30 protein-coding genes and 1 tRNA gene are annotated in these 24,376 nt (G+C 58.4%); 10 read left to right on the top strand and 21 right to left on the bottom strand.

Going from position 1 to position 24,376, the window contains the following annotated elements; genetic code table 11:
- Positions 1-9: 9 nt before the first annotated feature.
- The 5 genes from pheS to thrS all read right to left on the bottom strand — a co-directional run bounded on the left by pheS (position 10) and on the right by thrS (position 4,249).
- Positions 10-1,026, bottom strand: coding sequence for a phenylalanine--tRNA ligase subunit alpha (pheS, locus tag ASD95_RS13120; protein ID WP_007975711.1), 1,017 nt, complete (start codon positions 1,024-1,026; stop codon positions 10-12).
- 109 nt (positions 1,027-1,135) lie between these two features.
- Positions 1,136-1,492, bottom strand: coding sequence for a 50S ribosomal protein L20 (rplT, locus tag ASD95_RS13115; protein WP_007905879.1), 357 nt, complete (start codon positions 1,490-1,492; stop codon positions 1,136-1,138).
- Positions 1,493-1,520: 28 nt separating this feature from the next.
- Positions 1,521-1,715: a 50S ribosomal protein L35 gene (gene rpmI / locus ASD95_RS13110; protein WP_002553160.1), complete on the bottom strand. Its 195-nt coding sequence runs from the start codon at positions 1,713-1,715 to the stop codon at positions 1,521-1,523.
- 60 nt (positions 1,716-1,775) lie between these two features.
- Positions 1,776-2,327, bottom strand: a complete 552-nt coding sequence (infC, locus tag ASD95_RS13105) for a translation initiation factor IF-3 (RefSeq protein WP_172435341.1) — start codon at positions 2,325-2,327, stop codon at positions 1,776-1,778.
- Positions 2,327-4,249 (bottom strand): threonine--tRNA ligase, encoded by a 1,923-nt coding sequence (thrS, locus tag ASD95_RS13100; protein ID WP_056722251.1) that lies wholly within the window; start codon positions 4,247-4,249, stop codon positions 2,327-2,329. Before thrS ends, infC begins: the two co-directional genes overlap by 1 nt.
- A gap of 374 nt (positions 4,250-4,623) precedes the next feature.
- On the opposite strand from thrS, the gene ASD95_RS13095 reads away from it, so the two are divergent.
- Together ASD95_RS13095 and ASD95_RS13090 are read left to right on the top strand one after the other, a co-directional pair.
- Entirely contained in the window at positions 4,624-4,926 is a 303-nt protein-coding gene (locus ASD95_RS13095; protein ID WP_056722250.1) for a hypothetical protein, read from the top strand.
- Positions 4,927-5,217: 291 nt separating this feature from the next.
- The gene (locus tag ASD95_RS13090) at positions 5,218-5,430 is read left to right on the top strand and encodes a cold-shock protein (RefSeq protein WP_003179963.1); all 213 of its coding nucleotides are present in this window, start codon (positions 5,218-5,220) and stop codon (positions 5,428-5,430) included.
- Positions 5,431-5,500: 70 nt separating this feature from the next.
- Here ASD95_RS13090 and ASD95_RS13085 read toward each other — a convergent pair whose 3' ends face one another.
- Both ASD95_RS13085 and ASD95_RS13080 read right to left on the bottom strand, forming a co-directional pair.
- On the bottom strand, positions 5,501-5,821 hold the full coding sequence (locus ASD95_RS13085) for an I78 family peptidase inhibitor (RefSeq protein ID WP_008047240.1): 321 nt from the start codon (positions 5,819-5,821) through the stop codon (positions 5,501-5,503).
- Between the two features lie 159 nt (positions 5,822-5,980).
- A complete protein-coding gene (locus ASD95_RS13080) occupies positions 5,981-6,286 on the bottom strand; it encodes a hypothetical protein (protein WP_007975706.1) in 306 nt (101 codons plus the stop codon).
- A gap of 132 nt (positions 6,287-6,418) precedes the next feature.
- On the opposite strand from ASD95_RS13080, the gene ASD95_RS13075 reads away from it, so the two are divergent.
- A complete protein-coding gene (locus tag ASD95_RS13075) occupies positions 6,419-6,610 on the top strand; it encodes a hypothetical protein (RefSeq protein ID WP_046041585.1) in 192 nt (63 codons plus the stop codon).
- Positions 6,611-6,664: 54 nt separating this feature from the next.
- Here the strand turns inward: ASD95_RS13075 and ASD95_RS13070 are convergent, their stop codons facing one another.
- The 8 genes from ASD95_RS13070 to ASD95_RS13035 form a co-directional block, all read right to left on the bottom strand.
- Entirely contained in the window at positions 6,665-7,642 is a 978-nt protein-coding gene (locus tag ASD95_RS13070; RefSeq protein ID WP_236709736.1) for a nucleoside hydrolase, read from the bottom strand.
- A gap of 94 nt (positions 7,643-7,736) precedes the next feature.
- Positions 7,737-8,141 carry a D-ribose pyranase gene (gene rbsD, locus ASD95_RS13065; RefSeq protein ID WP_056722246.1) on the bottom strand — a complete coding sequence of 135 codons (405 nt, stop codon included), beginning with the start codon at positions 8,139-8,141 and terminating at the stop codon, positions 7,737-7,739.
- Positions 8,138-9,055: a ribokinase gene (gene rbsK, locus ASD95_RS13060; protein ID WP_056722245.1), complete on the bottom strand. Its 918-nt coding sequence runs from the start codon at positions 9,053-9,055 to the stop codon at positions 8,138-8,140. The genes rbsD and rbsK overlap by 4 nt, the downstream gene beginning before the upstream one ends.
- A 91-nt stretch (positions 9,056-9,146) precedes the next feature.
- Positions 9,147-10,166: a LacI family DNA-binding transcriptional regulator gene (locus ASD95_RS13055; RefSeq protein WP_056722243.1), complete on the bottom strand. Its 1,020-nt coding sequence runs from the start codon at positions 10,164-10,166 to the stop codon at positions 9,147-9,149.
- A gap of 3 nt (positions 10,167-10,169) precedes the next feature.
- On the bottom strand, positions 10,170-11,147 hold the full coding sequence (locus ASD95_RS13050; RefSeq protein ID WP_056722241.1) for an ABC transporter permease: 978 nt from the start codon (positions 11,145-11,147) through the stop codon (positions 10,170-10,172).
- Complete coding sequence (locus tag ASD95_RS13045) at positions 11,144-12,697, bottom strand: sugar ABC transporter ATP-binding protein (protein WP_056722239.1); 1,554 nt, start codon at positions 12,695-12,697, stop codon at positions 11,144-11,146. Before ASD95_RS13045 ends, ASD95_RS13050 begins: the two co-directional genes overlap by 4 nt.
- 55 nt (positions 12,698-12,752) lie before the next feature.
- Positions 12,753-13,709: a sugar ABC transporter substrate-binding protein gene (locus tag ASD95_RS13040; protein WP_056722237.1), complete on the bottom strand. Its 957-nt coding sequence runs from the start codon at positions 13,707-13,709 to the stop codon at positions 12,753-12,755.
- Between the two features lie 193 nt (positions 13,710-13,902).
- A complete protein-coding gene (locus ASD95_RS13035; protein WP_056722235.1) occupies positions 13,903-14,364 on the bottom strand; it encodes a hypothetical protein in 462 nt (153 codons plus the stop codon).
- A 351-nt stretch (positions 14,365-14,715) separates the two neighbouring features.
- Between ASD95_RS13035 and ASD95_RS13030 the strand changes: the two genes are divergently transcribed.
- From ASD95_RS13030 to ASD95_RS13020, 3 genes are all read left to right on the top strand, one after another.
- Positions 14,716-15,804 carry an asparaginase gene (locus ASD95_RS13030; RefSeq protein WP_056722233.1) on the top strand — a complete coding sequence of 363 codons (1,089 nt, stop codon included), beginning with the start codon at positions 14,716-14,718 and terminating at the stop codon, positions 15,802-15,804.
- Between the two features lie 182 nt (positions 15,805-15,986).
- A complete protein-coding gene (locus tag ASD95_RS13025; protein WP_056722231.1) occupies positions 15,987-16,256 on the top strand; it encodes a DUF1654 domain-containing protein in 270 nt (89 codons plus the stop codon).
- Between the two features lie 4 nt (positions 16,257-16,260).
- Entirely contained in the window at positions 16,261-16,950 is a 690-nt protein-coding gene (locus tag ASD95_RS13020) for an endonuclease (RefSeq protein WP_056722229.1), read from the top strand.
- Between the two features lie 89 nt (positions 16,951-17,039).
- Here the strand turns inward: ASD95_RS13020 and ASD95_RS13015 are convergent, their stop codons facing one another.
- Positions 17,040-17,405, bottom strand: coding sequence for an SPOR domain-containing protein (locus ASD95_RS13015; RefSeq protein ID WP_056722228.1), 366 nt, complete (start codon positions 17,403-17,405; stop codon positions 17,040-17,042).
- A 250-nt stretch (positions 17,406-17,655) separates the two neighbouring features.
- Here ASD95_RS13015 and csrA point away from each other — a divergent pair, with 250 nt between their 5' ends.
- The gene (gene csrA, locus ASD95_RS13010) at positions 17,656-17,847 is read left to right on the top strand and encodes a carbon storage regulator CsrA (RefSeq protein ID WP_007975691.1); all 192 of its coding nucleotides are present in this window, start codon (positions 17,656-17,658) and stop codon (positions 17,845-17,847) included.
- A gap of 184 nt (positions 17,848-18,031) precedes the next feature.
- Here csrA and ASD95_RS13005 read toward each other — a convergent pair whose 3' ends face one another.
- Positions 18,032-18,487 carry a DUF2214 family protein gene (locus ASD95_RS13005; RefSeq protein WP_056722226.1) on the bottom strand — a complete coding sequence of 152 codons (456 nt, stop codon included), beginning with the start codon at positions 18,485-18,487 and terminating at the stop codon, positions 18,032-18,034.
- A 203-nt stretch (positions 18,488-18,690) separates the two neighbouring features.
- Between ASD95_RS13005 and ASD95_RS13000 the strand changes: the two genes are divergently transcribed.
- On the top strand, positions 18,691-19,443 hold the full coding sequence (locus ASD95_RS13000) for a carbonic anhydrase (RefSeq protein WP_056722224.1): 753 nt from the start codon (positions 18,691-18,693) through the stop codon (positions 19,441-19,443).
- 75 nt (positions 19,444-19,518) lie between these two features.
- Here the strand turns inward: ASD95_RS13000 and ASD95_RS12995 are convergent, their stop codons facing one another.
- On the bottom strand, positions 19,519-19,713 hold the full coding sequence (locus ASD95_RS12995; protein ID WP_056722222.1) for a hypothetical protein: 195 nt from the start codon (positions 19,711-19,713) through the stop codon (positions 19,519-19,521).
- A gap of 251 nt (positions 19,714-19,964) precedes the next feature.
- Between ASD95_RS12995 and ASD95_RS12990 the strand changes: the two genes are divergently transcribed.
- A complete protein-coding gene (locus ASD95_RS12990; RefSeq protein ID WP_056722220.1) occupies positions 19,965-20,171 on the top strand; it encodes a hypothetical protein in 207 nt (68 codons plus the stop codon).
- 315 nt (positions 20,172-20,486) lie between these two features.
- Here the strand turns inward: ASD95_RS12990 and ASD95_RS12985 are convergent.
- A tRNA-Val gene (locus ASD95_RS12985) sits at positions 20,487-20,563 on the bottom strand.
- Between the two features lie 184 nt (positions 20,564-20,747).
- Here ASD95_RS12985 and ASD95_RS12980 point away from each other — a divergent pair.
- On the top strand, positions 20,748-22,031 hold the full coding sequence (locus ASD95_RS12980) for an NAD(P)/FAD-dependent oxidoreductase (RefSeq protein ID WP_056722218.1): 1,284 nt from the start codon (positions 20,748-20,750) through the stop codon (positions 22,029-22,031).
- A 132-nt stretch (positions 22,032-22,163) separates the two neighbouring features.
- Here the strand turns inward: ASD95_RS12980 and ASD95_RS12975 are convergent, their stop codons facing one another.
- Both ASD95_RS12975 and ASD95_RS12970 read right to left on the bottom strand, forming a co-directional pair.
- The gene (locus ASD95_RS12975) at positions 22,164-23,135 is read right to left on the bottom strand and encodes an XdhC family protein (protein ID WP_056722216.1); all 972 of its coding nucleotides are present in this window, start codon (positions 23,133-23,135) and stop codon (positions 22,164-22,166) included.
- Between the two features lies 1 nt (position 23,136).
- Entirely contained in the window at positions 23,137-24,375 is a 1,239-nt protein-coding gene (locus ASD95_RS12970; protein ID WP_056722214.1) for a cytochrome c, read from the bottom strand.
- Between the last annotated feature and the right edge of the window lies 1 nt (position 24,376).

Genomic DNA, 24,376 nt, shown 5'->3' with positions numbered 1-24,376 from the left:
TCGTTACGACTAGCGAAATTGCGCGAGGAACCGCAAGTCGTTGTCGAAGAACAGACGCAAGTCGTTCACGCCGTAACGCAGCATGGCCAGACGCTCAACGCCCATGCCGAAGGCAAAGCCCGAGAACTCTTCCGGGTCGATCCCGGACATGCGCAGCACGTTCGGGTGAACCATGCCGCAGCCCATCACTTCCAACCAACCGGTCTGCTTGCAGACGCGACAGCCTTTACCGCTGCACATCACGCATTCCATGTCGACTTCAGCGGATGGCTCGGTGAACGGGAAGTACGAAGGACGGAAACGTACCGCCAGTTCCTTTTCGAAGAACACCCGCAGGAACTCTTCGATGGTGCCTTTGAGGTCGGCGAAATTGATGTCACGATCGATCAGCAGGCCTTCGACCTGGTGGAACATCGGCGAGTGGGTGATATCGGAGTCGCTGCGGTATACACGGCCTGGGCAGACGATGCGGATCGGCGGCTGTTTCGACTCCATGGTGCGGACCTGTACCGGCGAGGTATGGGTGCGCAACAACATGTTCGCATTGAAATAGAAGGTGTCATGCATCGACCGGGCCGGGTGGTGGCCTGGGATGTTGAGCGCTTCGAAGTTGTGATAGTCGTCTTCGACCTCAGGGCCTTCGGCGATGCCGTAGCCAATACGGGTGAAGAACTGTTCGACGCGTTCCAGAGTGCGGGTAACCGGATGCAGACCACCGGAGGTCTGACCACGGCCAGGCAGGGTCACGTCAATGGACTCGGCAGAGAGTTTGGCAGCCAGATCGGCTTCTTCAAACAATGCCTTGCGCGCATTAAGGACCTCTGTGACACGCTCCTTGGCAACGTTGATCAGCGCACCGACCTGCGGACGCTCTTCTGCCGGCAAATTCCCCAGGGTCTTCATCACCTGAGTCAATTCACCCTTCTTGCCAAGGTAGTGAACCCGGATTTGCTCCAGGGCATTGATATCTTCAGCGCTTTGCACAGCCTCTAGAGCTTGAGAGACGAGCGCATCCAGGTTTTCCATGTACAGACTCCAGATACAAAATAGGGGAAGAGCTTGAAGGCTCTTCCCCTATTTATGACGTTTAACACCTGGCCCCACAGATGCGAGGCCGGGTGACTGTCGGGGGTACTTAAGCCAAGGTGGCTTTAGCTTTCTCGACAATCGCAGCAAACGCCGCTTTTTCGTTCACTGCCAGATCAGCCAGAACCTTACGGTCGATCTCGATGGACGCTTTTTTCAGGCCGGCAATGAAACGGCTGTAGGACAGACCGTTGATACGAGCACCAGCGTTGATACGAGCGATCCACAGAGCGCGGAACTGACGTTTTTTCTGACGACGGTCACGGTAGGCGTATTGGCCTGCCTTGATTACCGCTTGCTTGGCAACACGGAATACGCGGGAGCGTGCGCCGTAGTAGCCTTTAGCAAGTTTCAGAATTTTTTTGTGACGCTTACGGGCAATGACGCCACGCTTTACACGAGCCATGAGTTACTTCCTCTATTCTTGACTAAAATTAACGAAGGCGCAGCATGCGCTCGACTTTTGCCACGTCAGACGGATGCAGCAAGCTGCTACCGCGCAGTTGACGCTTACGCTTGGTCGACATTTTGGTCAGGATGTGGCTCTTGAAAGCGTGCTTGTGCTTGATACCGTTAGCAGTTTTCAGAAACCGCTTAGCAGCACCACTTTTGGTCTTCATTTTTGGCATGTTCGGATACTCCGCATTCAGTTGATAAACATAATCAGAAGGCCTGCCGTGCCCTGTTGATTACTTCTTCTTTTTCGGGGCGATGACCATGATCAGCTGGCGTCCTTCCATCTTAGGATGCTGTTCGACCGAACCGTACTCGAGCAAGTCACCTTCAACTCGCTTGAGGAGTTCCATCCCCAGCTCCTGGTGGGCCATCTCACGGCCGCGGAATCGCAAGGATACCTTGGCCCTGTCCCCATCACTCAGGAAACGTACCAGGTTGCGCAGTTTTACCTGGTAATCCCCTTCCTCCGTCCCTGGACGAAACTTGATTTCTTTAACCTGAATCTGCTTCTGGTTTTTCTTGGCCGCAGCAATCTGCTTCTTCTTTTCGAAGATCGACTTGCCGTAGTCCATCAGTTTGCAAACAGGGGGTACTGCATCGGCGGAAATTTCCACCAGATCCAGCTTGGCCTCTTCAGCCTTAAGAAGCGCGTCTTCAATTGACACAATCCCAAGCTGTTCACCTTCAGCCCCAATTAACCGAACCTCGCGTGCCGAGATATTCTCGTTGATCGGGGCTTTCGGTGCAGCTCGTTTATCTTGTCTCATTTCACGCTTAATAATAATTACTCCGAATCTGGGCGACCACGCCGGGAAACCGCTTGCGCGAGAAACTCAGCGAACTGGGCGACGGGCATCGAGCCCAGGTCAGCACCTTCACGAGTACGCACAGCGACAGTCTGCATCTCGACTTCCCGATCTCCGATAACCAAGAGATAAGGAACCTTGAGCAAAGTATGCTCGCGGATTTTAAAGCCGATCTTTTCATTTCTCAAGTCAGACTTGGCACGAAATCCGCTTTCGTTGAGGGTTTTTTCAACTTCAGCGGCAAAATCGGCCTGTTTATCAGTGATATTCATCACCACTGCCTGGGTCGGCGCCAGCCACGCAGGGAATGCACCCTCGTAGTGCTCGATCAGGATTCCGACGAAGCGTTCGAAGGACCCCAGGATCGCCCGGTGCAACATGACCGGGTGCTTGCGGCTGTTGTCTTCGGAGACGTATTCGGCTCCCAGACGGACAGGCAGGTTAAAATCGAGCTGCAGGGTACCACATTGCCAGACGCGACCGAGGCAATCTTTCAGCGAGAACTCGATCTTCGGACCGTAGAACGCACCCTCGCCCGGCTGCAGATCGTACGGCAGGCCCGCGCTATCAAGGGCTGCGGCCAGTGCAGCTTCGGCGCGATCCCAAAGTTCGTCGGAACCGACGCGTTTTTCCGGACGAGTGGACAGCTTCATTTCGACATCTTTAAAGCCGAAATCGGCGTAGACGTCCATGGTCAGCTTGATAAACGCAGCGGACTCGGCCTGCATCTGCTCTTCGGTGCAGAAGATGTGGGCGTCGTCCTGAGTGAACGCGCGCACGCGCATGATGCCGTGCAAGGCACCCGACGGCTCGTTGCGATGGCATGCACCAAATTCGGCCAGGCGCATCGGCAACTCGCGGTAGCTCTTCAGGCCCTGGTTGAACACCTGCACGTGGCAAGGGCAGTTCATTGGCTTGATCGCGTAGTCGCGGTTTTCCGACTGGGTGGTGAACATGTTGTCGGCGTAGTTGGCCCAGTGCCCGGATTTCTCCCACAGGCTGCGGTCAACGACTTGCGGCGTCTTGATTTCGAGGTAGCCGTTATCGCGCTGAACCTTGCGCATGTACTGCTCTAGCACCTGGTACAAAGTCCAGCCGTTCGGGTGCCAGAACACCATGCCCGGCGACTCTTCCTGGGTGTGGAACAGGCCCAGGCGCTTGCCGATCTTGCGGTGATCGCGCTTTTCGGCTTCTTCAATGCGCTGGATGTAAGCCGCCAGTTGCTTCTTGTCCGCCCATGCGGTGCCGTAGACGCGCTGCAATTGCTCGTTCTTGGCATCGCCGCGCCAGTAGGCGCCGGACAGCTTGGTCAGCTTGAAGGATTTAAGGAAGCGGGTGTTCGGCACGTGCGGACCGCGGCACATGTCGACGTATTCTTCGTGATAGTACAGGCCCATGGCCTGCTCGTTCGGCATGTCTTCGACCAGGCGCAACTTGTAGTCTTCGCCACGGGCCTTGAACACTTCGATCACTTCGGCGCGCGGAGTGACTTTCTTGATCACGTCGTAATCTTTCTCGATCAGCTGCTGCATGCGCTGTTCGATGGCCGCCAGGTCGTCCGGAGTGAAAGGACGCTCGAAGGCGATGTCGTAATAGAAACCTTCATCGATGACCGGACCGATGACCATCCTGGCGCTCGGGTACAACTGCTTGACCGCGTGGCCAACCAGGTGGGCGCAAGAGTGGCGAATGATCTCCAGCCCCTCTTCATCCTTTGGCGTGATGATTTGCAGCGACGCATCGCTGTCGATGATGTCGCTGGCGTCGACCAGCTTGCCATCGACCTTGCCGGCAACGGTGGCCTTGGCCAGGCCTGCACCAATGGATGCGGCGACCTCGGCTACGGAAACCGGGTGATCGAATGAACGTTGACTGCCGTCGGGAAGAGTAATAGTTGGCATGGCGCCTCCTCTCCTAGTGGTGACCCCTACCAAAGGTCACGTGGGTTGGGATGAGCCAGTACAAGATCCGGTCCAGGCCATTCAATGACGAACGCCTGCCTTACAGCGGCAGGAGCCTTGCGGCCAACCGGAAAACCGAACCAGAGTGACTGGGATTCAAATCAGGGTTAATCGTGCATCTGCCGCTACCGGGACTGAAGGTCCGCCGGAGCCTGCAAACGCCCGAGCGAGGCATGCTAGCACAGATGAACGGTCGTCGATGCACACAGACTTTGTACGGGGGCAAATCGGGCATTTTTATGCCAGAGTGCTGAACTTGAACACCGCTTCGCCCCTCAGATAACACGTCATTGACCCACAAGGAGCATCCCAGCATGCGTCTGAACCGTTTGTTCGCCGTAGTTGCCCCCATCGTTCTGCTGCTGCCATTGGCCGCCCACGCCGATTGGCCAAAGGGTGAGCGCGAGAAATACATGGCGCAATGCGTCCCTGCAGCGGCACAAAAGATCGGTGATGCGAAGGCAAAAGCCGTCTGTGGTTGCGGCGCCGACCAGCTCAAATCCTATCCTGCCAAAGACCTTCAGGCATTGATGGACGGCAAGGCAAGTCAAGAACTGGCAAATCAGGCGATGCAGAAAATCGCCACTTGCAGGGTCGATACCGGGGCGAAGAAATAAGCGTCTGGCATTGATTTTTTCACCTGCACTGACCGAAAAAACAGACCGAATGTCACTTTGACTGAGATTTTTTGAAGGTTTTACAGCTTTTTTTTCGTCTTTTCTTTCGGCTGAAAGCCTTTTAAAACGGGGCCTCCAGCGATAGGAAGCACCAAAGACCGCTCGACAGCAAGGCAAACAGCTCGCCCGGGGGGCTCCCAAAGCGAACATTTCGACTATGATACCCGGGTGTGCCCAGTTGGCCTGAGCAGCACAGTACTACTGAAAATATATGTTTCTTGGAGATACACCATGTCTAATCGCCAAACCGGCACCGTTAAATGGTTCAACGATGAAAAAGGCTTCGGCTTCATCACTCCTCAAGGTGGCGGTGACGACCTGTTCGTACACTTCAAAGCTATCGAAAGCGACGGTTTCAAAAGCCTGAAAGAAGGCCAGACTGTTTCCTTCGTGGCTGAGAAAGGCCAAAAGGGTATGCAAGCTGCTCAAGTTCGCCCAGAGTAATTTCCAGGCGCACTAAAAAAACCCCGTCCATGTGACGGGGTTTTTTATGGCTGAAACAAAAGCCGAACGATCAGCCGCAGTTGACGCGCGTCACTACCCGGCTGGCATCGGTGTTCAGGTTCAGGCGATCGGAGCGGTACTCCAGCGTCACCATATCGGTTGGCAGCAGGAACCGTGCACTTTGCGCCCCTGCGCGGGTACGCGCCTGCTCAAGCAACTGCGGCGATGCCTGTTTACCGATAGTGAACTCGGCAGCCTTTGCCTCACAGCGACTGTGACCCGTGTCAGTTGTCGCAACATCCGTTGTTGCCGACTCCGTAGAGGGAGTGCTGCAACCGGCCAGTGTGGCAACGGCCAACAAAGTACCCAATGACGCGAGCTTCCAAGGCATGAAGCCTCCTTATTCAATGATTAAGCTGAGATCGTGCGACAACCAGACTGGCGTTTGGTTTCACAGGGAGCACCCTGCCCATGATCCGGACGAGCCGCGATTCTGCCTGAGCGTCGCCCTGCCCTTAACCACTGAATCGTGACTGAATATGAACGACGCTCAATAGACGTCGATGTAGTCGTAAGGAGGATTGGGCCAGTTCTCTTTCAAGGCATTGAAGATTTGCATGACCCAGACTTCATCGCTGGCCGCGACCCGCCCGACATAACCTGAGCCCTTGGCCCAGGTTTCGAGCCGGAACAACAAGCCGTCGATATCGGTACCGCCCACGACACCCGAGGAGATGTAGGCGATGCCTCCCTTGGTGACCCGCAACTGGGTGTGCTCATCGTCACTGGCGCCGGCCAGCAACTGACGCACCGCCTCGAGGGTCAGGCCATCCGGGGAGTTCAAATCGATCTGCACAGCGTGCTCCTTGAATATTCGACAAAGGCCAAGTGTCGCATAGCCCTCCTTTCATACCTAAGTCGGCGTGTCAAAAGCCCCGCAAAATGGTTAACTCGGCACTCAGACTTCCCCGACTTCACGAGCGCCATCATGACCACCGTAAGCATCGACGCTGACATCAAGGCCAAGTGGCAAGACGGCCACAGCTCCTACAGCCCAAGCAGCACGGAAGAGCTCGCCATTATCGGTATCGACCTTCTGGTCAGGGACCTTGGAACCGAAGCCGCCCAATCGTTCATCGAGCAGATTTTCGAGAAACACCTGTCGGACCAAAAGACCTGAGCGGTTAGCGCGAGGGAGTGAAACCCGCAGGCAAGCGCCTGCGGCAGATGATGCTTACTTCAGGCGGGCCAGGCGCTCGGTCAGCAGATCGAAGAAGCCCTGGGCATCGCCGCTTTCGACCCAGAAGGCATTCTTTGGCGCTTTCAAGCCGTCATACCAGTCGACGATGGTTTGTCCAAAGGTCGGTCCTTCGCGGCTGTCGATCACCACGTTGACCGAACGACCGCTGAACAATTGCGGCTTGAGCAGGTAAGCGACAACCGTGGCGTCATGCACCGGGCCGCCCGGAAGGCCATAGTGCTCCATGTCGCCCTTGATGTACTCATTGAGAATACTGCCCACCAGACGACTGGCGTTGTTGTTCAGCGCGGCAATCTGATTCAGGCGCGCTTCGCTGGTAAGGATCTTGTGGGTCACATCCAGCGGCAGGTAGGTCAGCTTCACACCACTGTTGAGCACCACTTCGGCCGCTTGCGGATCGGCGAACAGGTTGAACTCGGCCACCGGCGTGATGTTGCCGCCGTTGAAATGCGCGCCGCCCATGACCACCACTTCCTTGATGCCCTGAACGATACCCGGCTCCTGGATCAACGCCAGGGCCAGGTTGGTCTGCGGGCCAAGCATGGCGATGGTAATGCTGTGAGGCTCGGCAGATTTAAGGGTATCGATCAGATAAGGGATGGCACTGCCCTTGGCCAGGCCTTTGCCGGGCTCATACACGGCAATGCCCGACAACCCTTCCTTGCCATGAATATCCTCGGCATAGATGGGTGTGCGCACCAGGGGTTTCGGCGCCCCCGCATAGACCGGAACCTCTTCGCGCCCCGCCCACTCGCGGGCCAGTCGAGCATTGCGCGAGGTCTTGTCCAGGCGAACGTTGCCGGCAACGGTGGTCAATGCCCGGACATTCAGCTCTTGCGGCGATGCCAGGGCGAACAACAGGGCAACGACGTCGTCAGCCCCCGGATCGGTGTCGATGATCAGGTCGATCTTTGGGGCCGCGTGGGCGTTGGTTGCGGTCTTCAAGGTCAAAAGCAGCAGGCTCCGGAGCAGTGGGTGCAGTTTCTGAGCATAGCGATACGGGGCGCACGCCTTGTGCCAGGGACATCAAAACGCGTACAGCCCGTCAAAACGTAACCCCGGCGACCAGCACAATGTTGCAGTACGGCTGGCATTCGCCTGTACGAACAATCGCCCTGGCTTGTCGGCTCAGTACCTTGAATTGTTCATGAGTGAGCAACTCGCGCCGCCCCAACGCACCTTCGCCGTCCAGCTCTTGCAGCGCGACCAGGGCCGACGGCTTTTTATCCAGGATTTCCTCAGCCAGCACATGGCTTTCGACCTGCATCTCACTGAGCACCACCTTCAAGGTACTGACAAAATCCGGAATGCCATGGGTCAGGGCCAGGTCGATCAATTCAACGCCCGGTGGAACCGGCAGCCCGGCATCACCGATGACGACCAGGTCGCCATGCCCCAATGAAGCGATCAGCCGCGATAGCGCAATGTTGAGCAGAGGTGTCTTTTTCATGGGGTTTTAAACGCCTGTACATCGCTCAAGACGGGAATCGAAGGTTGCGCGCCAGCACGGGTGACCGACAGCGCCGCGGCCACCTGTCCGAAGCGGATCGCCTGCGCCTCATCTTGACCCGCGGCCAGTGCCGCAGCGAAACCGCCGACAAACGTGTCGCCGGCCGCCGTGGTATCGACAGCCTTTACTACGGGCGCGGGGAAATGTTCGAAGCGATGGCCATCGGCAAACAGCGAACCTTGCGCACCGAGGGTGATGATCACTTTGCCGGCGCCCAGGGCAATCAGGCGGGTCGCCGCGGCTTGCGCAGTTTCGAGGGAGTCCACCGACACACCGCTCAGTGCCGACGCTTCGCTTTCGTTTGGAATCAGGTAATCGATGGACGCGTACCAGTCCGACGGCAGCGGGCGGCTGACCGGTGCCGGGTTGAGGATGACTGTCTTGCCCAGTTCGCGACCGCGCTTGAGCGCATGGCCAACGGAAGCATCGGGCACTTCCAGCTGACAGATGAGCACGTCCGCCGCCTGTATCACCGAATCAAAACGGTCGATGGCTTCAGAGGTCAATGCCCCGTTGGCGCCGGGGACGATCACGATGGTGTTCTGACTGCTGTCGTCGACCACTATCAACGCCACCCCACTGGAACCATCAACGATGCTCACCGCCTGGCAATCGATCTGCTCGGCCAACAGCGCCCCGCGCAGCACCTCACCATAAGCGTCATTGCCCACGCAGCCGATCATCGACACCTGCCCCCCCAGCCGCGCCGCAGCCACGGCCTGATTGGCGCCCTTGCCGCCGGAGACGGTGGTAAACGACTGCCCAATCAGCGTTTCACCGCCCTTGGGCAAGCGTGGCGCCCGGGTCACCAGGTCCATGTTCAAACTGCCTATCACCACTACTTTTGCTGGCATACATTGCTACTCATCGATTCTGTTTCGGCGGCGCTGTGGGTTCAGCGGCTTTCTGTTTTCAATGGCTTTTTGTTTCAACGACTTTCTGTTTTCAACGGCACTGGGCAAACACGCCAGCCAGCGGCGCCGTCGATTCACGTATGACGATACTCGGCGTCACGATCCGCTGATCGGTCGCCAGGCCCGGCGTGGCGATCCGCCGTAAAAGCACTTCGGCAGCCATTTCGCCGAGCTGCAGGATCGATTGCCCGACCGTGGTCAACGACGGGTAGACATAGCGACTCATCTGGATATCGTCGAAGCCGATCACCGACAACTCGCTCGGCACGCGAATATTGCGCTCGGCGGCGGCCCGCAGCACGCCGATGCCGATCATGTCGTTGGCGGCAAAAATGGCGCTAGGCGGATTGCTTTCCAGCAGAATCGCGGCGGCGCTGTAGCCGCCGGTGCTGGTGAAATCGCTTTCCAGCATGCGCCCGGACGAGACTTCGATGCCCGCCTCCTTCAAGGCCCGGCGATAACCCGCCAGTCGCATCTGCGCCACGCTGGTGTTTTCCGGCCCGCTGATGGTGGCGATATCCCGGTGCCCCAACTCCAGCAGATGTCGGGTCGCCAGATAGGCGCCGTATTCATGATCGATACGCACCAGGTCCGCATCGACACCGTCCAGTCCGCGGTCGACGATCACCATGGGCGTGCGGACGCCTTTCAGGCCTTGTACCAGGCCACTGTCGCCACCGGCCGAGGCGACAATCAGGCCGTCGATGCGTTTTTCCAGCAGCACGCGCAGGTAGCTGCGCTGCTTGTCCGGATTGTCGTCGGAGTTGCACAGGATGACGCAGTAACCGTTTCGCTCGCAGTAATCCTCGATACCCCGGGCCAGTTCGGCGAAATACGGGTTCAGGCTGTTGGGCACCAACAGGCCGATGGTCGCCGTGGTCTTGGCCTTGAGCGAACGGGCCACGGCGCTGGGGACGTAGTCGAGGGTCTGGATTGCCGCCTCGACCTTGATCCGGACTTCTTCACTGACCGGGCGGGTCTTGTTCACCACATGGGAAACCGTGGTGTAGGAAATGCCGGCAAGGGCTGCCACATCTTTGATAGTCGCCATGACTCAGGTCCGCCGGCTTGCGCGTTGACTGCGATAAGTATCCAGCACCACCGCCACCACGATCACCGCACCGGTAATGATGCGCTTGGTCGGCTCGGTTGCCCCGATCTGCGCCAGCCCCGCGGCCAGCACGGAAATGATCAGGACGCCAAAAAACGTGCTGATCACCGAACCGCGCCCGCCCATCAGGCTGGTCCCGCCGATCACGACGGCCGCGATCACCTGCAACTCAAGACCGGAGCCGGCATTCGGGTCGGCGGCTTCCAGGCGAGAAATCTGGAACAACGCGGCAATACCGGCCAGCAACCCCATCAGGCTGAAGACCAGGATCTTGTATGGCTTGGGGTTGATCCCCGCCAGCCGTACGGCCTCTTCGTTGGTACCGATCCCGATCAGGTAACGACCGAACACCGTGCGGGTCAATACGGCCTGGGCGACGAAAATGATCAGCAACGCAATGATGAACGACGGCGAAATGCCGAAGGCGATCGGATTGGACAACCAGGCGAACGCATCGCCGATGTAGGCCGTACGCGAACCGGTCATCTGGTACGCCACCCCGCGAGCCATTTCCAGCACGCCCAGGGACACGATGAACGACGGAATCCGCCACGCCACCGTGATCGAGCCGGTGACGGTACCGGCGAGCGCCGCGACGGCCATGCCCAGCAGCGCCGCCGGCAGCACGCCCCAGCCCCAGCCGAGAATCGCCACGCTCACGGTCGAGGCCGCCAGCGCCAGCACCGAGCCAACCGACAGGTCGATGCCACCGATGATCAACACAAAGGTCATGCCGACCGCCAGCACCATCAGGTCCGGAATCTGGTTGGCCAGGGTGCTGAAAGTATCGTAGGACAGAAAATGACTGCTCAGCACCGAGAACAGCACGATCATCGCCAACAAGGCACCCGCCAGGCCCAGATAGGTGCCCAGGCCGTAGAAGTTGCCACTGCGTTTGCCGGCGGAAGAAACGGTATTCATGGAAGATCCCTAGGCGCGGCTTCAACGAGCTGCGCATCACGTTTTTGGTAGCCGGCGAAAGCAGCGGCGAGCAATTCATCCTGGGTCCAGCTGTCGCGATCGAAGGTATCGATCAGGCGCCCGGCCGACAGCACGCCGATCCGGTCGCAGATCAGCATCAGCTCGCGCAAGTCGCTGGAGACCACCACCAGCGCCTTGCCTTGGCGAGTCAACTCGCCGAGCAGGTTATAGATATCGAACTTGGCGCCGACGTCGATGCCGCGGGTCGGCTCGTCGAACAGCAGCACCGAGCAATCGCGCTCCAGCCAACGGCCGATGACGACCTTCTGCTGATTGCCGCCGGACAACTCGGACACCAACTGTGCCGGACCGGAACTGCGAATGCGCATGGCGTCGATCTGACGCTGGGCCAGGGCGTTCTCGCCATCGTTGTCGACAACGCCCGCGCAGGAGATGCCGGGCATGTTGCCCAAGGCGATATTGGCGCCGATCGATTGCGTCAACAAAAGGCCTTCGCCCTTGCGATCTTCGGTGATCAACGCGATGCCATGCCCGACCGCATCCACTGGCGAACGCACATTGATGACCTGCGCCGGCGCCCCCAGGGCAACCGTGCCGCTGTCGGCGATATCAGCACCAAAGATCAGACGCAGCAACTCGGTGCGCCCTGCGCCAATCAAACCGGATATCCCGAAAATCTCTCCGGCACGGACTTCGAACGACACGCCGCGAACCTTGTCGGCACGGCTCAGGCCCTTGACCGTCAACATCGGAGCGCCGATCTTGCGCGCCCCCATATCGATGTGTTCGCCGAGCTCGCGACCAACCATCAAGGTAACCAGTTGCTCGCTGTTGTAGTTGGCCATCGGCTCGACACAGACCAGGTTGCCGTCGCGCAGCACGGCAATGCGCTGCGCGACCCGCGCCAGCTCTTCAAGGCGATGGGAGATATAGATGATCGATACGCCGCGCGCCTGCAGGCGGGTGATCTGCTCGAACAGCATTTCGACTTCGCGGGCAGTGAGCATTGCCGTCGGCTCATCGAGAATCAGCACATGACAATCGCCAATCAGGTTGCGGGCGATCTCGACCATTTGCTGATGGCCGATGCCCAGTTCGCCGACCAGGGTGTCCGGGTCAATGGCGTCGAGCCCGACATGAGCCATGGCCTCGATGGCCGCCTTGCGCAACTGCTTGCGACTGATCCAGCCGCCTTTGCTGGGCAGGTTGTCGAGAAACAGGTTTTCCGCCACCGACAAGGTCGGCAGCAGATTGAGTTCCTGCATGACCATGCGGATACCCAGCGCTTCAGCCTGAGCCCGGCTACCCGGACGATAGTCCTGCCCCTGAAACCGCATCTGGCCGGTGGTCGGCGTGACCAGCCCGCCAATAATCTTCGAAAGCGTGCTTTTGCCTGCACCGTTCTCGCCGGTCAACGCCAGCACTTCCCCGCGCATGAGCGTCAGGTCGATGCCGGTAAGAACCGGCTGGGCGTAGGTCTTGCCGATACCGCTGACCGAGAGGACAGCGTCCGGAGCGCAAACTGACATAAAAACTCTCCATGCGCCCGTCCGGCTGGACGAGCGCCGTTGCGTCGCCAGAAGGTTACTTGGTGACCAGCTCTACCGGCGTTTCGATCACGCCATTGGCGCCGCCTTCGACCTTCTCGCCCTTGAGAATCTTCAATGCAGTCTCGATGCCGAACACCGCCTGTCTGGCCGCGAACTGGTCCGCGGTGGCCAGCACGCGACCGTCCTTGAGCATTGGCTGGATGGCATTGATGTTGTCGTAGCCGACCACTTGCACCTTGCCGGCCTTGCCCGCGGCGCGCACGGCGGATACCGCGCCGACCGCCATGCTGTCGTTGCCGGCCAACAGGGCCTTGGTTTGCGGGTATTCGCTGAGAATCGACGCGGCGACCTTGTTGCCCTTGTCGATTTCCCAGTCACCGGATTGCAGGGACACGACCTTGATCTGCGCCGCCTCCATCGCATCTTTGAAACCCGCGGTCCGCTGCTGGGCATTGGTGGTCGTGGACACACCCTCGATGATGCCGACTTCGTCACCGGCCTTGAGCTGTTTGGCCAGGTAATCCCCCACCAGCCGTGCGCCCTTGCGGTTGTCCGGGCCTACGAACGGAACATTGATGTTTTTGCTTTTGACGACGGCGGGGTCCAGTTGGTTGTCGATGTTGATCACGGTGATACCGGCATCGATGGCTTTCTTGATCACCGGGACCATGGCCTTGGAGTCTGCCGGTGCAATCACCAGTGCATTGACCCTGGCCAGGATCATCTGCTCGACGATGCGCGTCTGGCCTGCGGTGTCGGTTTCATCCTTGATGCCGTTGGAGATGAGCTCGAATTCGCCGGAGTGATCTTTCTGGTACGCCTTGGCGCCATCTTCCATTGTCAGGAAGAATTCGTTGGCCAGGGATTTCATGACCAGTGCGACTTTCGGCTTTTCAGCGGTTTCAGCAAAAGCCGAAGAGACAGGCAATGCAGCGGATGCGGCAGCCAGCATAGCGACAGCGAGAAGACGTCCAGCGAATGGCAGCTTCATGGGTTCACTCCGATCTTATGATTATTGTGAGCAACGCTTGCGCTGGCGTAAGCTTCACGGCCCACCGCGATGAAAAGCCATCATTGGAGCCGCGCAAACGTTTGCGTGAACCAAACTATGCGAACCCTGCCGGATTTTGTCAACGACCTGAAAAATGCTTTCAGAGATGCGTGGCGAAAAAACGGCATTCAACTCATGCCGTGGTGTTGACCACCGATCCCGTGCCGGAACCCTTGGCCAGCTCCTTGATCAGGCTCGCACTCACTTGCAGGATGGCGCCGTTGGTGTCGGCAACCTGCCCCTGAATGGCCGCTACCGCGGTGGTCTTGGCTTCCGGACTCGGATAGGACGCCGCCTGGGCTTGCGCCAGCTGCTGTTGTTGCTCACGCAATTGCTGCTGCAATTCCTTGAGGCGTTTGAGCAAGACCTTCACCGCCACGCTGGTGTTATCGCTGGTTTGCGATTCGGCCTGTGCGCCGGCACTCTCCCCCAGACCAACCGGGCCCGTCTTGACCTGATTGCCGTCGCTTTTTTTTGCACCCAGCGCTTGAGCAGCCGCATCAGCTGTCGCGTCGCTCAAGGCACGAAGGGTAGTGGCCGATTTGCCACCGATGGTGATGCCGGCGGCATTGGGAATGCCAACAGATAACGACATGTGAACTCCTGAAGAAAAAGATCCCTTGAAGGAGCATCGACCGACGCGGCTGTTTCTTTAATGGTCACTGATGATTTGACGCGTTGAAATCTTAAACAGAACTGCAATCCGTTTCGGAGAGCCGAACGCAAAATCTGCATATGTTCGGCAATCCGAACATCCAGACTCAAAACCACACCTGACACAAACAGCAATACCATTACAAATCATTAACTTAAGCGTGTTTTTTCGATTCTGAGTATTACTGGTACAGATCCTGCTTTTCCCTCACACCCCCAGCGTTCAGGTTCGTCTGGGGCGTATCTAGATGAACTTGCATCTGCACCGTCTCACAACTAGAAGAGAAAAATAATGACATCTGCACTTAAGACCTTTGTTCCGGGCGCCTTGGCCCTCCTGCTGCTTCTGCCCACTGCCCTTCAGGCCAAAGAAGCCGAAACCCAACAGAAACTGGCCAACGTGGTAATCCTGGCCACGGGCGGCACCATTGCCGGTGCGGGCGCCAGCGCCGCCAACAGCGCGACCTATCAAGCGGCGAAAGTCGGCATTGAACAGTTGATCGCCGGCGTCCCAGAACTGAGCCAACTGGCTAACGTTCGCGGCGAACAGGTCATGCAAATCGCCTCCGAAAGCATCACCAACGAAAACCTGCTGCAACTGGGTCGTCGCGTAGCCGAACTGGCCGACAGCAAAGACGTCGATGGCATCGTGATCACCCACGGCACCGACACCCTTGAAGAAACGGCGTACTTCCTGAACCTGGTGGAAAAAACCGAGAAGCCGATCATCGTCGTGGGCTCCATGCGCCCAGGTACCGCGATGTCCGCCGATGGCATGCTGAACCTGTACAACGCGGTGGCCGTGGCCAGCAGCAAAGACGCGCGGGGCAAAGGCGTGCTGGTGACCATGAACGATGAAATCCAGTCGGGTCGCGACGTCAGCAAAATGATCAACATCAAGACCGAAGCGTTTAAAAGCGCCTGGGGTCCGCTGGGCATGGTGGTCGAAGGCAAATCCTACTGGTTCCGCTTGCCAGCCAAGCGCCACACCATGGATTCCGAGTTCGACATCAAGAACATCAAGAGCCTGCCTGACGTCGAGATCGCCTATTCCTACGGCAACGTCAGCGATACCGCCTACAAGGCCCTGGCTCAATCGGGCGCCAAAGCCATCATCCACGCTGGCACCGGCAATGGCTCGGTATCCTCGCGGGTAGTCCCTACCCTGCAAGCCCTGCGCAAGGACGGCGTGCAGATCATTCGTTCCTCCCATGTCAACGCCGGTGGCTTTGTATTGCGCAACGCCGAACAGCCTGACGATAAATACGACTGGGTCGTTGCCCACGACCTGAACCCGCAGAAGGCCCGGATCCTGGCGATGGTCGCACTGACCAAGACCAACGACAGCAAAGAACTGCAACGGATGTTCTGGGAATACTGATTTGCCCTCGCCCGACCGGATCCGGTCGGGCACCCCGTGCGCCATTCGCCAGTTTTGGCGAGTGGCTGCCGCTGGATCTTACAAAAAAACTCCCTTCGCCTTACGCCAAACGGAACAAATCGCTGTCAGAGGATTTTCTTGGTTTTTAAGCAGTTGCGAAATGGCCTACAGTTAAATACTGTATGTACGTACAGCTTAATAAGGATAATTCCGTGGACACCACCTCTACCTCTCCTGACGCCTATGTACGCATGGGCCTGCGCGTTCAGAAAATCATCAACTCTCCCACCGCACAAAAGGCCAGGGCAGCATTGATCTTCCGCCTGCCTGACGAACCGGTGGATGAATGGGAACGCTTGCTGGAAGAAATCGACGAGAACGACAACGTCACCCTCGCCTATCGCGACGATGGCGGCGTGCAGATCTTCTGGGTTGTGCCGAAGGAAGATTGAGTCGATGAGTGTCCGCTGGTTTGCCTTGCTGTTTCTGTTTGTTGTCATGGGTGCGCAAGCCGACGCGCCGCGCACCTTCACCGAAGCGAAAAAGGTCGCCTGGAAGCTCTACGCGCCCAAGTCCACCGAGTTTTACTGTGGCTGCAAGTACACCGGTAACCGGGTGAACCTTGCCGCCTGCGGTTACGTGCCGCGTAAAAATGCCAAACGCGCATCCCGCATCGAGTGGGAGCATATTGTTCCGGCCTGGCAAATCGGTCATCAACGCCAGTGCTGGCAAGCGGGCGGTCGCAAGAACTGCACCCGCTACGACCCGGTTTACCAGAAGGCCGAGGCTGACTTGCACAACCTGGTGCCCAGCATTGGCGAGGTCAATGGCGATCGCAGCAACTTCAGCTTTGGCTGGCTGCCCGAGCAGTCGGGGCAATATGGTTCATGCCTGACCCAGGTCGACTTCAAGGCCAAGAAAGTCATGCCCCGCCCTTCCATTCGCGGCATGATCGCCCGGACCTACTTCTACATGAGCAAGCAGTACGGCTTGCGCCTGTCGAAACAGGATCGGCAACTGTACGAAGCCTGGGACAAGACCTATCCGGTACAGGCCTGGGAACGCCAACGCAACCAGAGCGTGGGGTGCGTCATGGGGCGCGGCAACGAGTTCGTCGGCCCGGTAGACATGAAGGCCTGCGGTTGAATCCGGAACGGGACACCTGAAACGACAAAGGCCTCGAGGTTAAACACCCGAGGCCTTTTTTGTTTCTTCAACGCCTGCGGTACAGAACGTTATTGAGCGACCGGACGCTCAAGCACCAGCAATTCGATGTTCTGCTTCTTCGCGCGAGTAAGCGCCGCGCGGACTTCATCCTGCTTGGCTTCAGCCTCGGCTTTCGAATTGAACGGCCCCATCAGGACTCGGGTATTGCCATTCTCCTTGACGACGCTGGACATGAAACTGTGCTCGATCAGCCAGCCACTCAAATCGCTGACCGCCTGAGGGGTTTCACCTCGCACCTCAAGATCCCATTGGGGGCCGGATACCGGCGCGGGTACGGCCGCCATGGCTGGCTTGGGCTTCGGCGCATCCACAGTGCTGCCCTCGCCACATCCCGCCAATGCCAATATCGCGATGACCAAAACCATTTTGCGCACGACGCTTCCCTCCAAATGCATAAAGCGGCGATTTTAACACCCATGAATACTTCGCGAGTGCCGCAAAATGGGCTTAAAACAACGAGAATGATGGTTGCGGCCTCTGTATAGTTACGCCTTGGGAATTAATGCCGCATCTGCGCGTCAGAAAGAGGCACCCAAACCGCGAGACTTCGCACTAATCTATACATAACACCGACCTCTGCACTGTCCGAATCAGGTGCCCCACAAAGCAATCAAGGAGAAGACCATGCTGATACTCACCCGCAAAGTCGGTGAAAGCATAAACATAGGTGATGACATTACGATCACCATCCTCGGCGTAAGCGGCCAGCAAGTCAGGATCGGCATCAACGCTCCGAAGGACGTTGCAGTGCATCGTGAAGAAATTTACCAGCGCATTCAGGCCGGCCTGACCGCCCCGGAAAAGCCGCAATCCTGAATCCTGTTGCAGTCAGTAGCCAGCCCGTTCAGTCCGGAATCACGGCTGGCTAAAGATTCAGCACCCCATCGCCCTGCTCATTCGCCCCACTCAAACCCCAGGGGTCGATACTAGCGGCAAGTTTTACTCTATTGCTGTCAGACTTTTCTGGTTTGCCCCAGGGAAGGATGCGTTCACTGCGCGGTCAACCAAGCATCACGCCTCGCGCCATGCCCGTCGCCGCTACCACCATCAGCAGCACCAGCAGCGCCTCTATATGACTGATCCGTGCAAACAGCTTCGCACGGCCGGTATCGATCGACACTTTACGGGCAAGCGCTATCCGCCACTTGATCAGTGTCACCATAGGCGCGATTTCCAGTAGCAAGATCAGGACGAACAGCGACATCTTCAGATGAAACAACGGCTGATGCAGGTAATAGTCCGTGCCCTTCTCGTACCCGCCAAACGCTCGCATCCCGCCACTGATCAATAAAACGACAGCTGAAATACCCCAGATATTGTCCGCCATCAGAACACTGCGCACCTCCGCAGCCCCATCGGCCAAGCGCCGAAAAGCCGTGCCTCGAACCAGCACCGCCCAGAATCCCAAGGCAAATGCCAGAAGATGAACCGCCGCCAGAAACCAGTGAGTCAGCATAGAGAAACCCCTGCCAGGTCGAAGTTGTATGAGCCTGTCAGTAGTAGCCCATGAAATGGCTGCGTGCACGGCATCCAGGGACAATGCCCGGAGCACAATACGACAGACCAACTAGACTCCACTGCGCTGGTATTGAGCGTCCGCGACGGTACCCGCCCCAACAGCAACTCACTCCCACCGCGTTGAACTGAGTAAACAAAATCATGTGTGAATCATGTGATTCAAGCTCTGCTTCAAACACAACAGGCCGTCGTCGTTTTCTTCAATTTGCCGGATTGAGCGCAGGCGCCCTGCTGCTGACCGGCACACTGCCCGGCAAGATCATCCTGGCAGCCGAAAAAGCGACAGCCCCACCCAAACCACAAAACGTAATCAGTCCCGACATGGCGTTGAAAAGACTGATGGAGGGCAATGCACGATATGTAGGCGGCACTTCCACAACCCACGACTTCAAGGCAGAGCGAGAGGCCCTGGTGTCCGGCCAGAATCCATTCGTGGCCGTGCTGAGCTGCTCCGACTCGAGGATCGCCCCGGAATATGCGTTCGACACTGCGCGCGGCGATCTTTTCTCCATCCGCGTCGCGGGCAACTTCGTTACGCCGGAAGGCCTGGCCAGTCTTGAATACGGCGTTGCCGTACTGGGCGCCCCGCTGATTCTCGTACTCGGGCATGAGAGCTGCGGCGCCATCGAGGCCGGTATCAAGGCGGTCAAGGACCAGACGATTTTCCCCGGCCATATCCCGAAACTGACTGACGCACTCAAGTCAGCAGTCGAGGCAGTACTCAAGCAGCCCGGGAACCTGATGGAAAACGCCACCGCGCAAAACGTCAAGAATTCGGTCAACAGCCTGAAACAGGCCTCGCCATTGCTGACTGATGCGCAGAGCAAAGGCGCGCTGAAGATCGTGGGCGGCATCTATCGCCTGGCGAGCGGCAAGGTAGAGTTGATCGCCTGAACCGCAACGCGCACAGCGTCAGCATCGGTGCATAAGCCCGCATGCAAAGAGCCCAGCGCGACGGCTGGGCTCTGATTATCTTCGGTTTTGCATCATTTTATCCGCGAGGACCCTGGCCCTCTCGATCAACAGGTTCTGCCTGTCCTCATGAGTAGCCTCGCCCACAATCGGGGCAGTCAGATTGCTTTCGGCAATCAATGCAGCGCAGAAATATCGATCCCAGACAGCCGTGTCCACAGGTGCCTGCTTGCTCATTTGATCGGCGTTCATAGGCGGCTCCTTTTGATAAGGTCGCATTGCCAGTTTACGCCTGAATGACAAAAAATCCGGACCATCATTCACAGTCACCTGCCATTCGTCGCCTGCCAGAACACAACGAGGAATTCGCCCCTATCCATGGCTTGAGGCTTGCTAAGATCGCCCGTAGCAGCGCCGCAATGACAGGATTCTGACGCCGCAGCCATTCAATCAATGCTTAAGGACGCCAGCGATACGCTTGGTCAGTCACCGGGAGATGTAACGTGTCAACGCTCAACGAAATCGCAATGAACCACGCGAGAATGGCCAAGGAACAAGCAGGAAAGTCGACCGAACTGAGCGAGCGCCACCTCCAGATCGTAGGGAGCTTCGAAGTACCGTCCATTGAAGTACAACAGAACATCCCACTGCACCTGATCGCGGGAGCCCAGGAAGGCCACCATGGCCTTGCAGCTACCTTTGCCCTCTGACACCTACTGAGGCTGGCGACGATCTGAACGGTTTACCCGGCAATCATCCGGCATCCGCTCAGCAATCGTCGCGCCTTGATGGCCCGGCACTACTTTTCTGATCCGGGCATCTCATCTTTCAAATACCGCGAAGTGATTGCCAGCCGAATGCAATGTTCAGCAAAAACACGCAATGACTTGTGGATTGAAAATCCATGAACTAGACATAACTCCACAGTCCGCTTCCCCAAAGATCGGTAACGATTCTTTGGACAACAAAAAAGGGCCCACCTTTCGGTGAGCCCTTCCAGACCGCCCAGCAGAGCGGATTTTGTTTGGTAGGCGCGATTGGACTCGAACCAACGACCCCCACCATGTCAAGGTGGTGCTCTAACCAACTGAGCTACGTGCCTGCTGTGAGGCGGCATTCTACGGAATTCCGGAGGGGTGTCAACACCTTTTTTCGCGCTAACCCTATGAATATGCAAAATATTTAATTTTGCCGCTACAAAGAAGATTTTCCGGGTGGCTGGCGGGGGATTTTCAACTCGGGTAGGATCAACGCACTCGTAAAATATATTAAACAGAGGCTGCCGGATGGCTAACACTCCCTACCCCGAGTCCTACTACGCCGCATCGGCCAATGCGGTTCCGCCGCGCCCGGCGTTGCAGGATGACGTGGAGACCGATGTCTGTGTGATTGGCGCCGGTTACACAGGGCTATCCTCTGCCTTGTTTCTGCTGGAGAACGGTTTCAAGGTCACGGTGCTCGAAGCCGCCAGGGTAGGTTTCGGGGCGTCCGGGCGTAATGGCGGCCAGATCGTTAACAGCTATAGCCGCGATATCGATGTCATCGAACGCACGGTCGGTCCCAAGCAGGCCCAGTTGCTGGGCCAGATGGCGTTCGAGGGTGGGCGAATCATTCGTGAACGGGTCGCCAGGTACGACATTCAGTGCGACTTGAAGGACGGTGGCGTGTTCGCCGCGATGACCTCCAAGCAAATGGGTCATCTCGAATCCCAGAAGCGCCTGTGGGAGCGTTTCGGGCACACCCAGCTCGAGTTGATGGATCAACGTCGCATCCGCGAGGTGGTCGCCTGTGATCAGTACGTCGGCGGGATGCTCGACATGAGTGGCGGCCACATCCATCCGCTTAACCTGGCGCTGGGTGAAGCGGCCGCGGTCGAGTCCCTGGGCGGGACGATTTACGAGCAGTCGCCGGCGGTGCGCATCGAGCGCGGCGTGAATCCGGTAGTGCACACGCCGCAGGGTAAGGTCCGGGCGAAATTCATCATCGTCGCCGGTAACGCTTATCTGGGCAACCTGGTGCCGGAACTGGCCGCCAAGTCGATGCCTTGCGGCACGCAGGTGATTACCACCGAGCCCCTGGGTGAAGAACTGGCGAAGACCCTGCTGCCTCAGGATTACTGTGTCGAAGATTGCAATTACTTGCTCGACTACTACCGCCTCAGTGGCGACAAGCGTCTGATTTTCGGTGGTGGCGTGGTGTATGGCGCACGGGATCCGGCGAACATCGAAGCGATCATCCGGCCGAAGATGCTCAAGGCCTTCCCGCAACTCAAGGACGTGAAGATCGATTACGCGTGGACGGGCAATTTCCTGCTGACGTTGTCGCGCCTGCCTCAGGTCGGACGGCTGGGCGACAACATTTACTATTCCCAGGGTTGCAGCGGTCATGGCGTGACCTACACGCATTTGGCGGGCAAAGTGCTGGCCGAAGCATTACGCGGCCAGGCAGAACGTTTTGATGCGTTTGCCGACCTGCCCCATTACCCGTTCCCGGGCGGCCAGTTGCTGCGCACACCGTTTGCGGCATTGGGTGCGTGGTATTACGGATTGCGGGATAGATTCGGGTACTGACTGCTAAAACAAAAGGCCCGCTGCGATGCGGGCCTTTTGTTTAGATCAACATCGAAAGATCGCAGCCTGCGGCAGCTCCTACATGGGAATGCGTTCTGCGTAGGAGCTGCCGCAGGCTGCGATCTTCTGATCTTAAAGCCGATCCCGTGGGATACCGCTGCGAATCCGCAGGATGTCAGCCAGCACCGCCAAGGCAATCTCCGCTGGGGTCTTGCTGCCCAGGTTCAAGCCGATTGGCGCATGAATCCGCCCCAACTCGGCATCCCCCAGCCCACCAATACGCCGCAACCGCTCGAAGCGCTTTTGCGAAGTCTGCATGGAGCCCATCACACCGATGTAAAACGCCTCGGTGCGAACGGCCTCCATCATCGCCAGGTCATCGATACGTGGATCGTGGGTCAACGCCACCACCGCCGTGTCGCTGTGGCACCCGCCGTCGGCAATGAACATCGAAGGCAGTTGGCGACGAATCTCCACGTTTTCCAGCACGACGCCTTCAAGCACTTCGTCCCGCGGGTCACATAGAATCACCTCGAACCCAAGCCCCACGGCAAACTCCGCACAGGCCTGGGCGACACTGGAATACCCCGCCAGCAGCAAGCGCTGGGCTGCGCCGACGCGCACGCGCACCCGGTCGATTTCACGCTCGATACGCACACCCTGTTCACGATCATCGAACAGACTGCGCGCACCGCTTTGCAGATCGACTTCGCGGATCAACCGACGCCGGCCCAACAGCGCCGACTCCAGCTCCCGCAGATGCGCTTGCACCTCGCAATCGGCCTCAAGCTTCTCGACCAGCACATCCAGCACCCCGCCACAGGGCAGGCTGACGCGCGAGCGTGGGTCGTCGCCTTCGCCATAACGAACAACGCTGACCGGCTCCAGAAACGCGCCCTCGGCGACTCGCTCGAGAAAGTCTTCCTCGACACAGCCACCGGACAGCGAGCCAATCCAGTGCCCCTGCGTGTTTACCGCCAGCAGCGAACCCGGTGCGCGCGGTGCCGAGCCGTAAGTGGCCAGCACCGTACACAGCCAGATGCGCTGACCGGCCGCCGACCACTCCAGCGCCCGGCGCACCACTTGCAGATCCAGATGCTGCATATCAGTGGGCCTTGTGCTCGAGCGGCGGCGCATCGGCCCGCAACTTCTGCACGTCGTTTACAGCCAGATCATTCGGCTGACCGCCCCAGCCTTGTCGCAGGTAGTTCAGCAGGTCCGTGAGCTGTTCGTCGCTCAATTTCGCGGCGAACCCCGGCATCGGTTGCATGTGTTCGAAACCGGAGAACTTTTGCTCACCAATACCGTCGTCGATCACCCGTACCAGATTACGCGGATCTTCCAGGCGCAGCGTGGTGTTGCCGCGCATGGCCACGGCGATGTGCGGCTTGCCCTCACCGCCCGGCGCATGGCAACCGGCGCAGACATTCAAATATTCCTGACGGCCACGCTGGGCACTCGGGCTCAGCTTGTCCAACGGCACTTCGGTGAGCACCTTCGCCGCCGGTGGCTGATCGCCGAGCAGGAAGGTCGCCATCGCCGCCAGGTCCGGATCGCTGAGACCCTGGGTGCTGTTGTGGAACACCGGGAACATCTCGTTGAACATCGTGCCCTGGGCGCTCATGCCGTGCTTGAGGAACGAGCTCAGGTCCTGATGATTCCAGCCACGGGCCGCCAGGTCAGTGGCCAGCAGGCTCGGCGCCAGATAACCATTGAGAATGCCGCCGGTCATGCGTTTGTCCATCTGCATCGCACCGGGCAGGCCGCGTGGGGTATGGCACTCGCCACAGTGACCCAGCACGTCGACCATGTACTGGCCGCGCTTCCAGGCTTCGCTCTTGCCTTCGGCAGGCTCCAGCTTCACGTCCTTGCCGTACATCATGTTCCAGCCCATCAGGCCCGGGCGCACGTTGAACGGGAAGCTCAGGCTGGTGACTGGCGCGGCACGCTCGATCGGCTCGACGGTTTTCAGGTAGGCATGAATCGCGTCGGAATCTGCACGGGGCATCAGGTGATACGAGGTGTAGGGCATCGCCGGATACAGGTTCGCGCCATCGCGGCGCTTGCCTTCGGTCAGCGCGGCGAAGAACTCGTCATCGCTGTACAAGCCAATGCCGTGCTCTTTGCTCGGGGTGATGTTGGTGCCGTAGATCGTGCCGAACGGCGACACGATCGGCAGGCCGCCCGCATAGGGCGCACCACCCGGTGCGGTGTGGCACGCCATGCAGTCGGCGGCGCGGGCGAGGTACTCGCCTTGCTTGACCTGCGCATCATCCGCGTGAGCTGCCACCACAGGCGCAGCCAGACCAACCGCCAACGCCAGGCGGCTAAGTAGAAGCTTCATG

Source organism: Pseudomonas sp. Root71 (assembly GCF_001429045.1).
In the GTDB taxonomy this organism is placed as follows: Bacteria; Pseudomonadota; Gammaproteobacteria; order Pseudomonadales; family Pseudomonadaceae; genus Aquipseudomonas; species Aquipseudomonas monachiensis.
Note: the sequence above shows the minus strand (reverse complement) of the source record. Positions and strands in the feature narration are given on the sequence as shown.

Bases quoted from the DNA above. Each gene is read 5' to 3' on its own strand.
- rplT (WP_007905879.1), bottom strand. From the start codon at position 1,492: ATGGCTCGTGTAAAGCGTGGCGTCATTGCCCGTAAGCGTCACAAAAAA.
- ASD95_RS13040 (WP_056722237.1), bottom strand. From the start codon at position 13,709: ATGAAGCTGCCATTCGCTGGACGTCTTCTCGCTGTCGCTATGCTGGCT.
- csrA (WP_007975691.1), top strand. From the start codon at position 17,656: ATGCTGATACTCACCCGCAAAGTCGGTGAAAGCATAAACATAGGTGAT.
- thrS (WP_056722251.1), bottom strand. From the start codon at position 4,249: ATGCCAACTATTACTCTTCCCGACGGCAGTCAACGTTCATTCGATCAC.
- ASD95_RS13090 (WP_003179963.1), top strand. From the start codon at position 5,218: ATGTCTAATCGCCAAACCGGCACCGTTAAATGGTTCAACGATGAAAAA.
- ASD95_RS13085 (WP_008047240.1), bottom strand. From the start codon at position 5,821: ATGCCTTGGAAGCTCGCGTCATTGGGTACTTTGTTGGCCGTTGCCACA.
- ASD95_RS13020 (WP_056722229.1), top strand. From the start codon at position 16,261: ATGAGTGTCCGCTGGTTTGCCTTGCTGTTTCTGTTTGTTGTCATGGGT.
- ASD95_RS13055 (WP_056722243.1), bottom strand. From the start codon at position 10,166: ATGGCGACTATCAAAGATGTGGCAGCCCTTGCCGGCATTTCCTACACC.
- ASD95_RS13025 (WP_056722231.1), top strand. From the start codon at position 15,987: ATGTACGTACAGCTTAATAAGGATAATTCCGTGGACACCACCTCTACC.
- rbsD (WP_056722246.1), bottom strand. From the start codon at position 8,141: ATGAAAAAGACACCTCTGCTCAACATTGCGCTATCGCGGCTGATCGCT.
- ASD95_RS12970 (WP_056722214.1), bottom strand. From the start codon at position 24,375: ATGAAGCTTCTACTTAGCCGCCTGGCGTTGGCGGTTGGTCTGGCTGCG.
- ASD95_RS13000 (WP_056722224.1), top strand. From the start codon at position 18,691: ATGTGTGAATCATGTGATTCAAGCTCTGCTTCAAACACAACAGGCCGT.
- ASD95_RS13005 (WP_056722226.1), bottom strand. From the start codon at position 18,487: ATGCTGACTCACTGGTTTCTGGCGGCGGTTCATCTTCTGGCATTTGCC.
- rpmI (WP_002553160.1), bottom strand. From the start codon at position 1,715: ATGCCAAAAATGAAGACCAAAAGTGGTGCTGCTAAGCGGTTTCTGAAA.
- ASD95_RS13030 (WP_056722233.1), top strand. From the start codon at position 14,716: ATGACATCTGCACTTAAGACCTTTGTTCCGGGCGCCTTGGCCCTCCTG.
- ASD95_RS12995 (WP_056722222.1), bottom strand. From the start codon at position 19,713: ATGAACGCCGATCAAATGAGCAAGCAGGCACCTGTGGACACGGCTGTC.
- rbsK (WP_056722245.1), bottom strand. From the start codon at position 9,055: ATGCCAGCAAAAGTAGTGGTGATAGGCAGTTTGAACATGGACCTGGTG.
- ASD95_RS13035 (WP_056722235.1), bottom strand. From the start codon at position 14,364: ATGTCGTTATCTGTTGGCATTCCCAATGCCGCCGGCATCACCATCGGT.
- ASD95_RS13045 (WP_056722239.1), bottom strand. From the start codon at position 12,697: ATGTCAGTTTGCGCTCCGGACGCTGTCCTCTCGGTCAGCGGTATCGGC.
- ASD95_RS13075 (WP_046041585.1), top strand. From the start codon at position 6,419: ATGACCACCGTAAGCATCGACGCTGACATCAAGGCCAAGTGGCAAGAC.
- ASD95_RS12980 (WP_056722218.1), top strand. From the start codon at position 20,748: ATGGCTAACACTCCCTACCCCGAGTCCTACTACGCCGCATCGGCCAAT.
- ASD95_RS13050 (WP_056722241.1), bottom strand. From the start codon at position 11,147: ATGAATACCGTTTCTTCCGCCGGCAAACGCAGTGGCAACTTCTACGGC.
- ASD95_RS13095 (WP_056722250.1), top strand. From the start codon at position 4,624: ATGCGTCTGAACCGTTTGTTCGCCGTAGTTGCCCCCATCGTTCTGCTG.
- ASD95_RS12975 (WP_056722216.1), bottom strand. From the start codon at position 23,135: ATGCAGCATCTGGATCTGCAAGTGGTGCGCCGGGCGCTGGAGTGGTCG.
- pheS (WP_007975711.1), bottom strand. From the start codon at position 1,026: ATGGAAAACCTGGATGCGCTCGTCTCTCAAGCTCTAGAGGCTGTGCAA.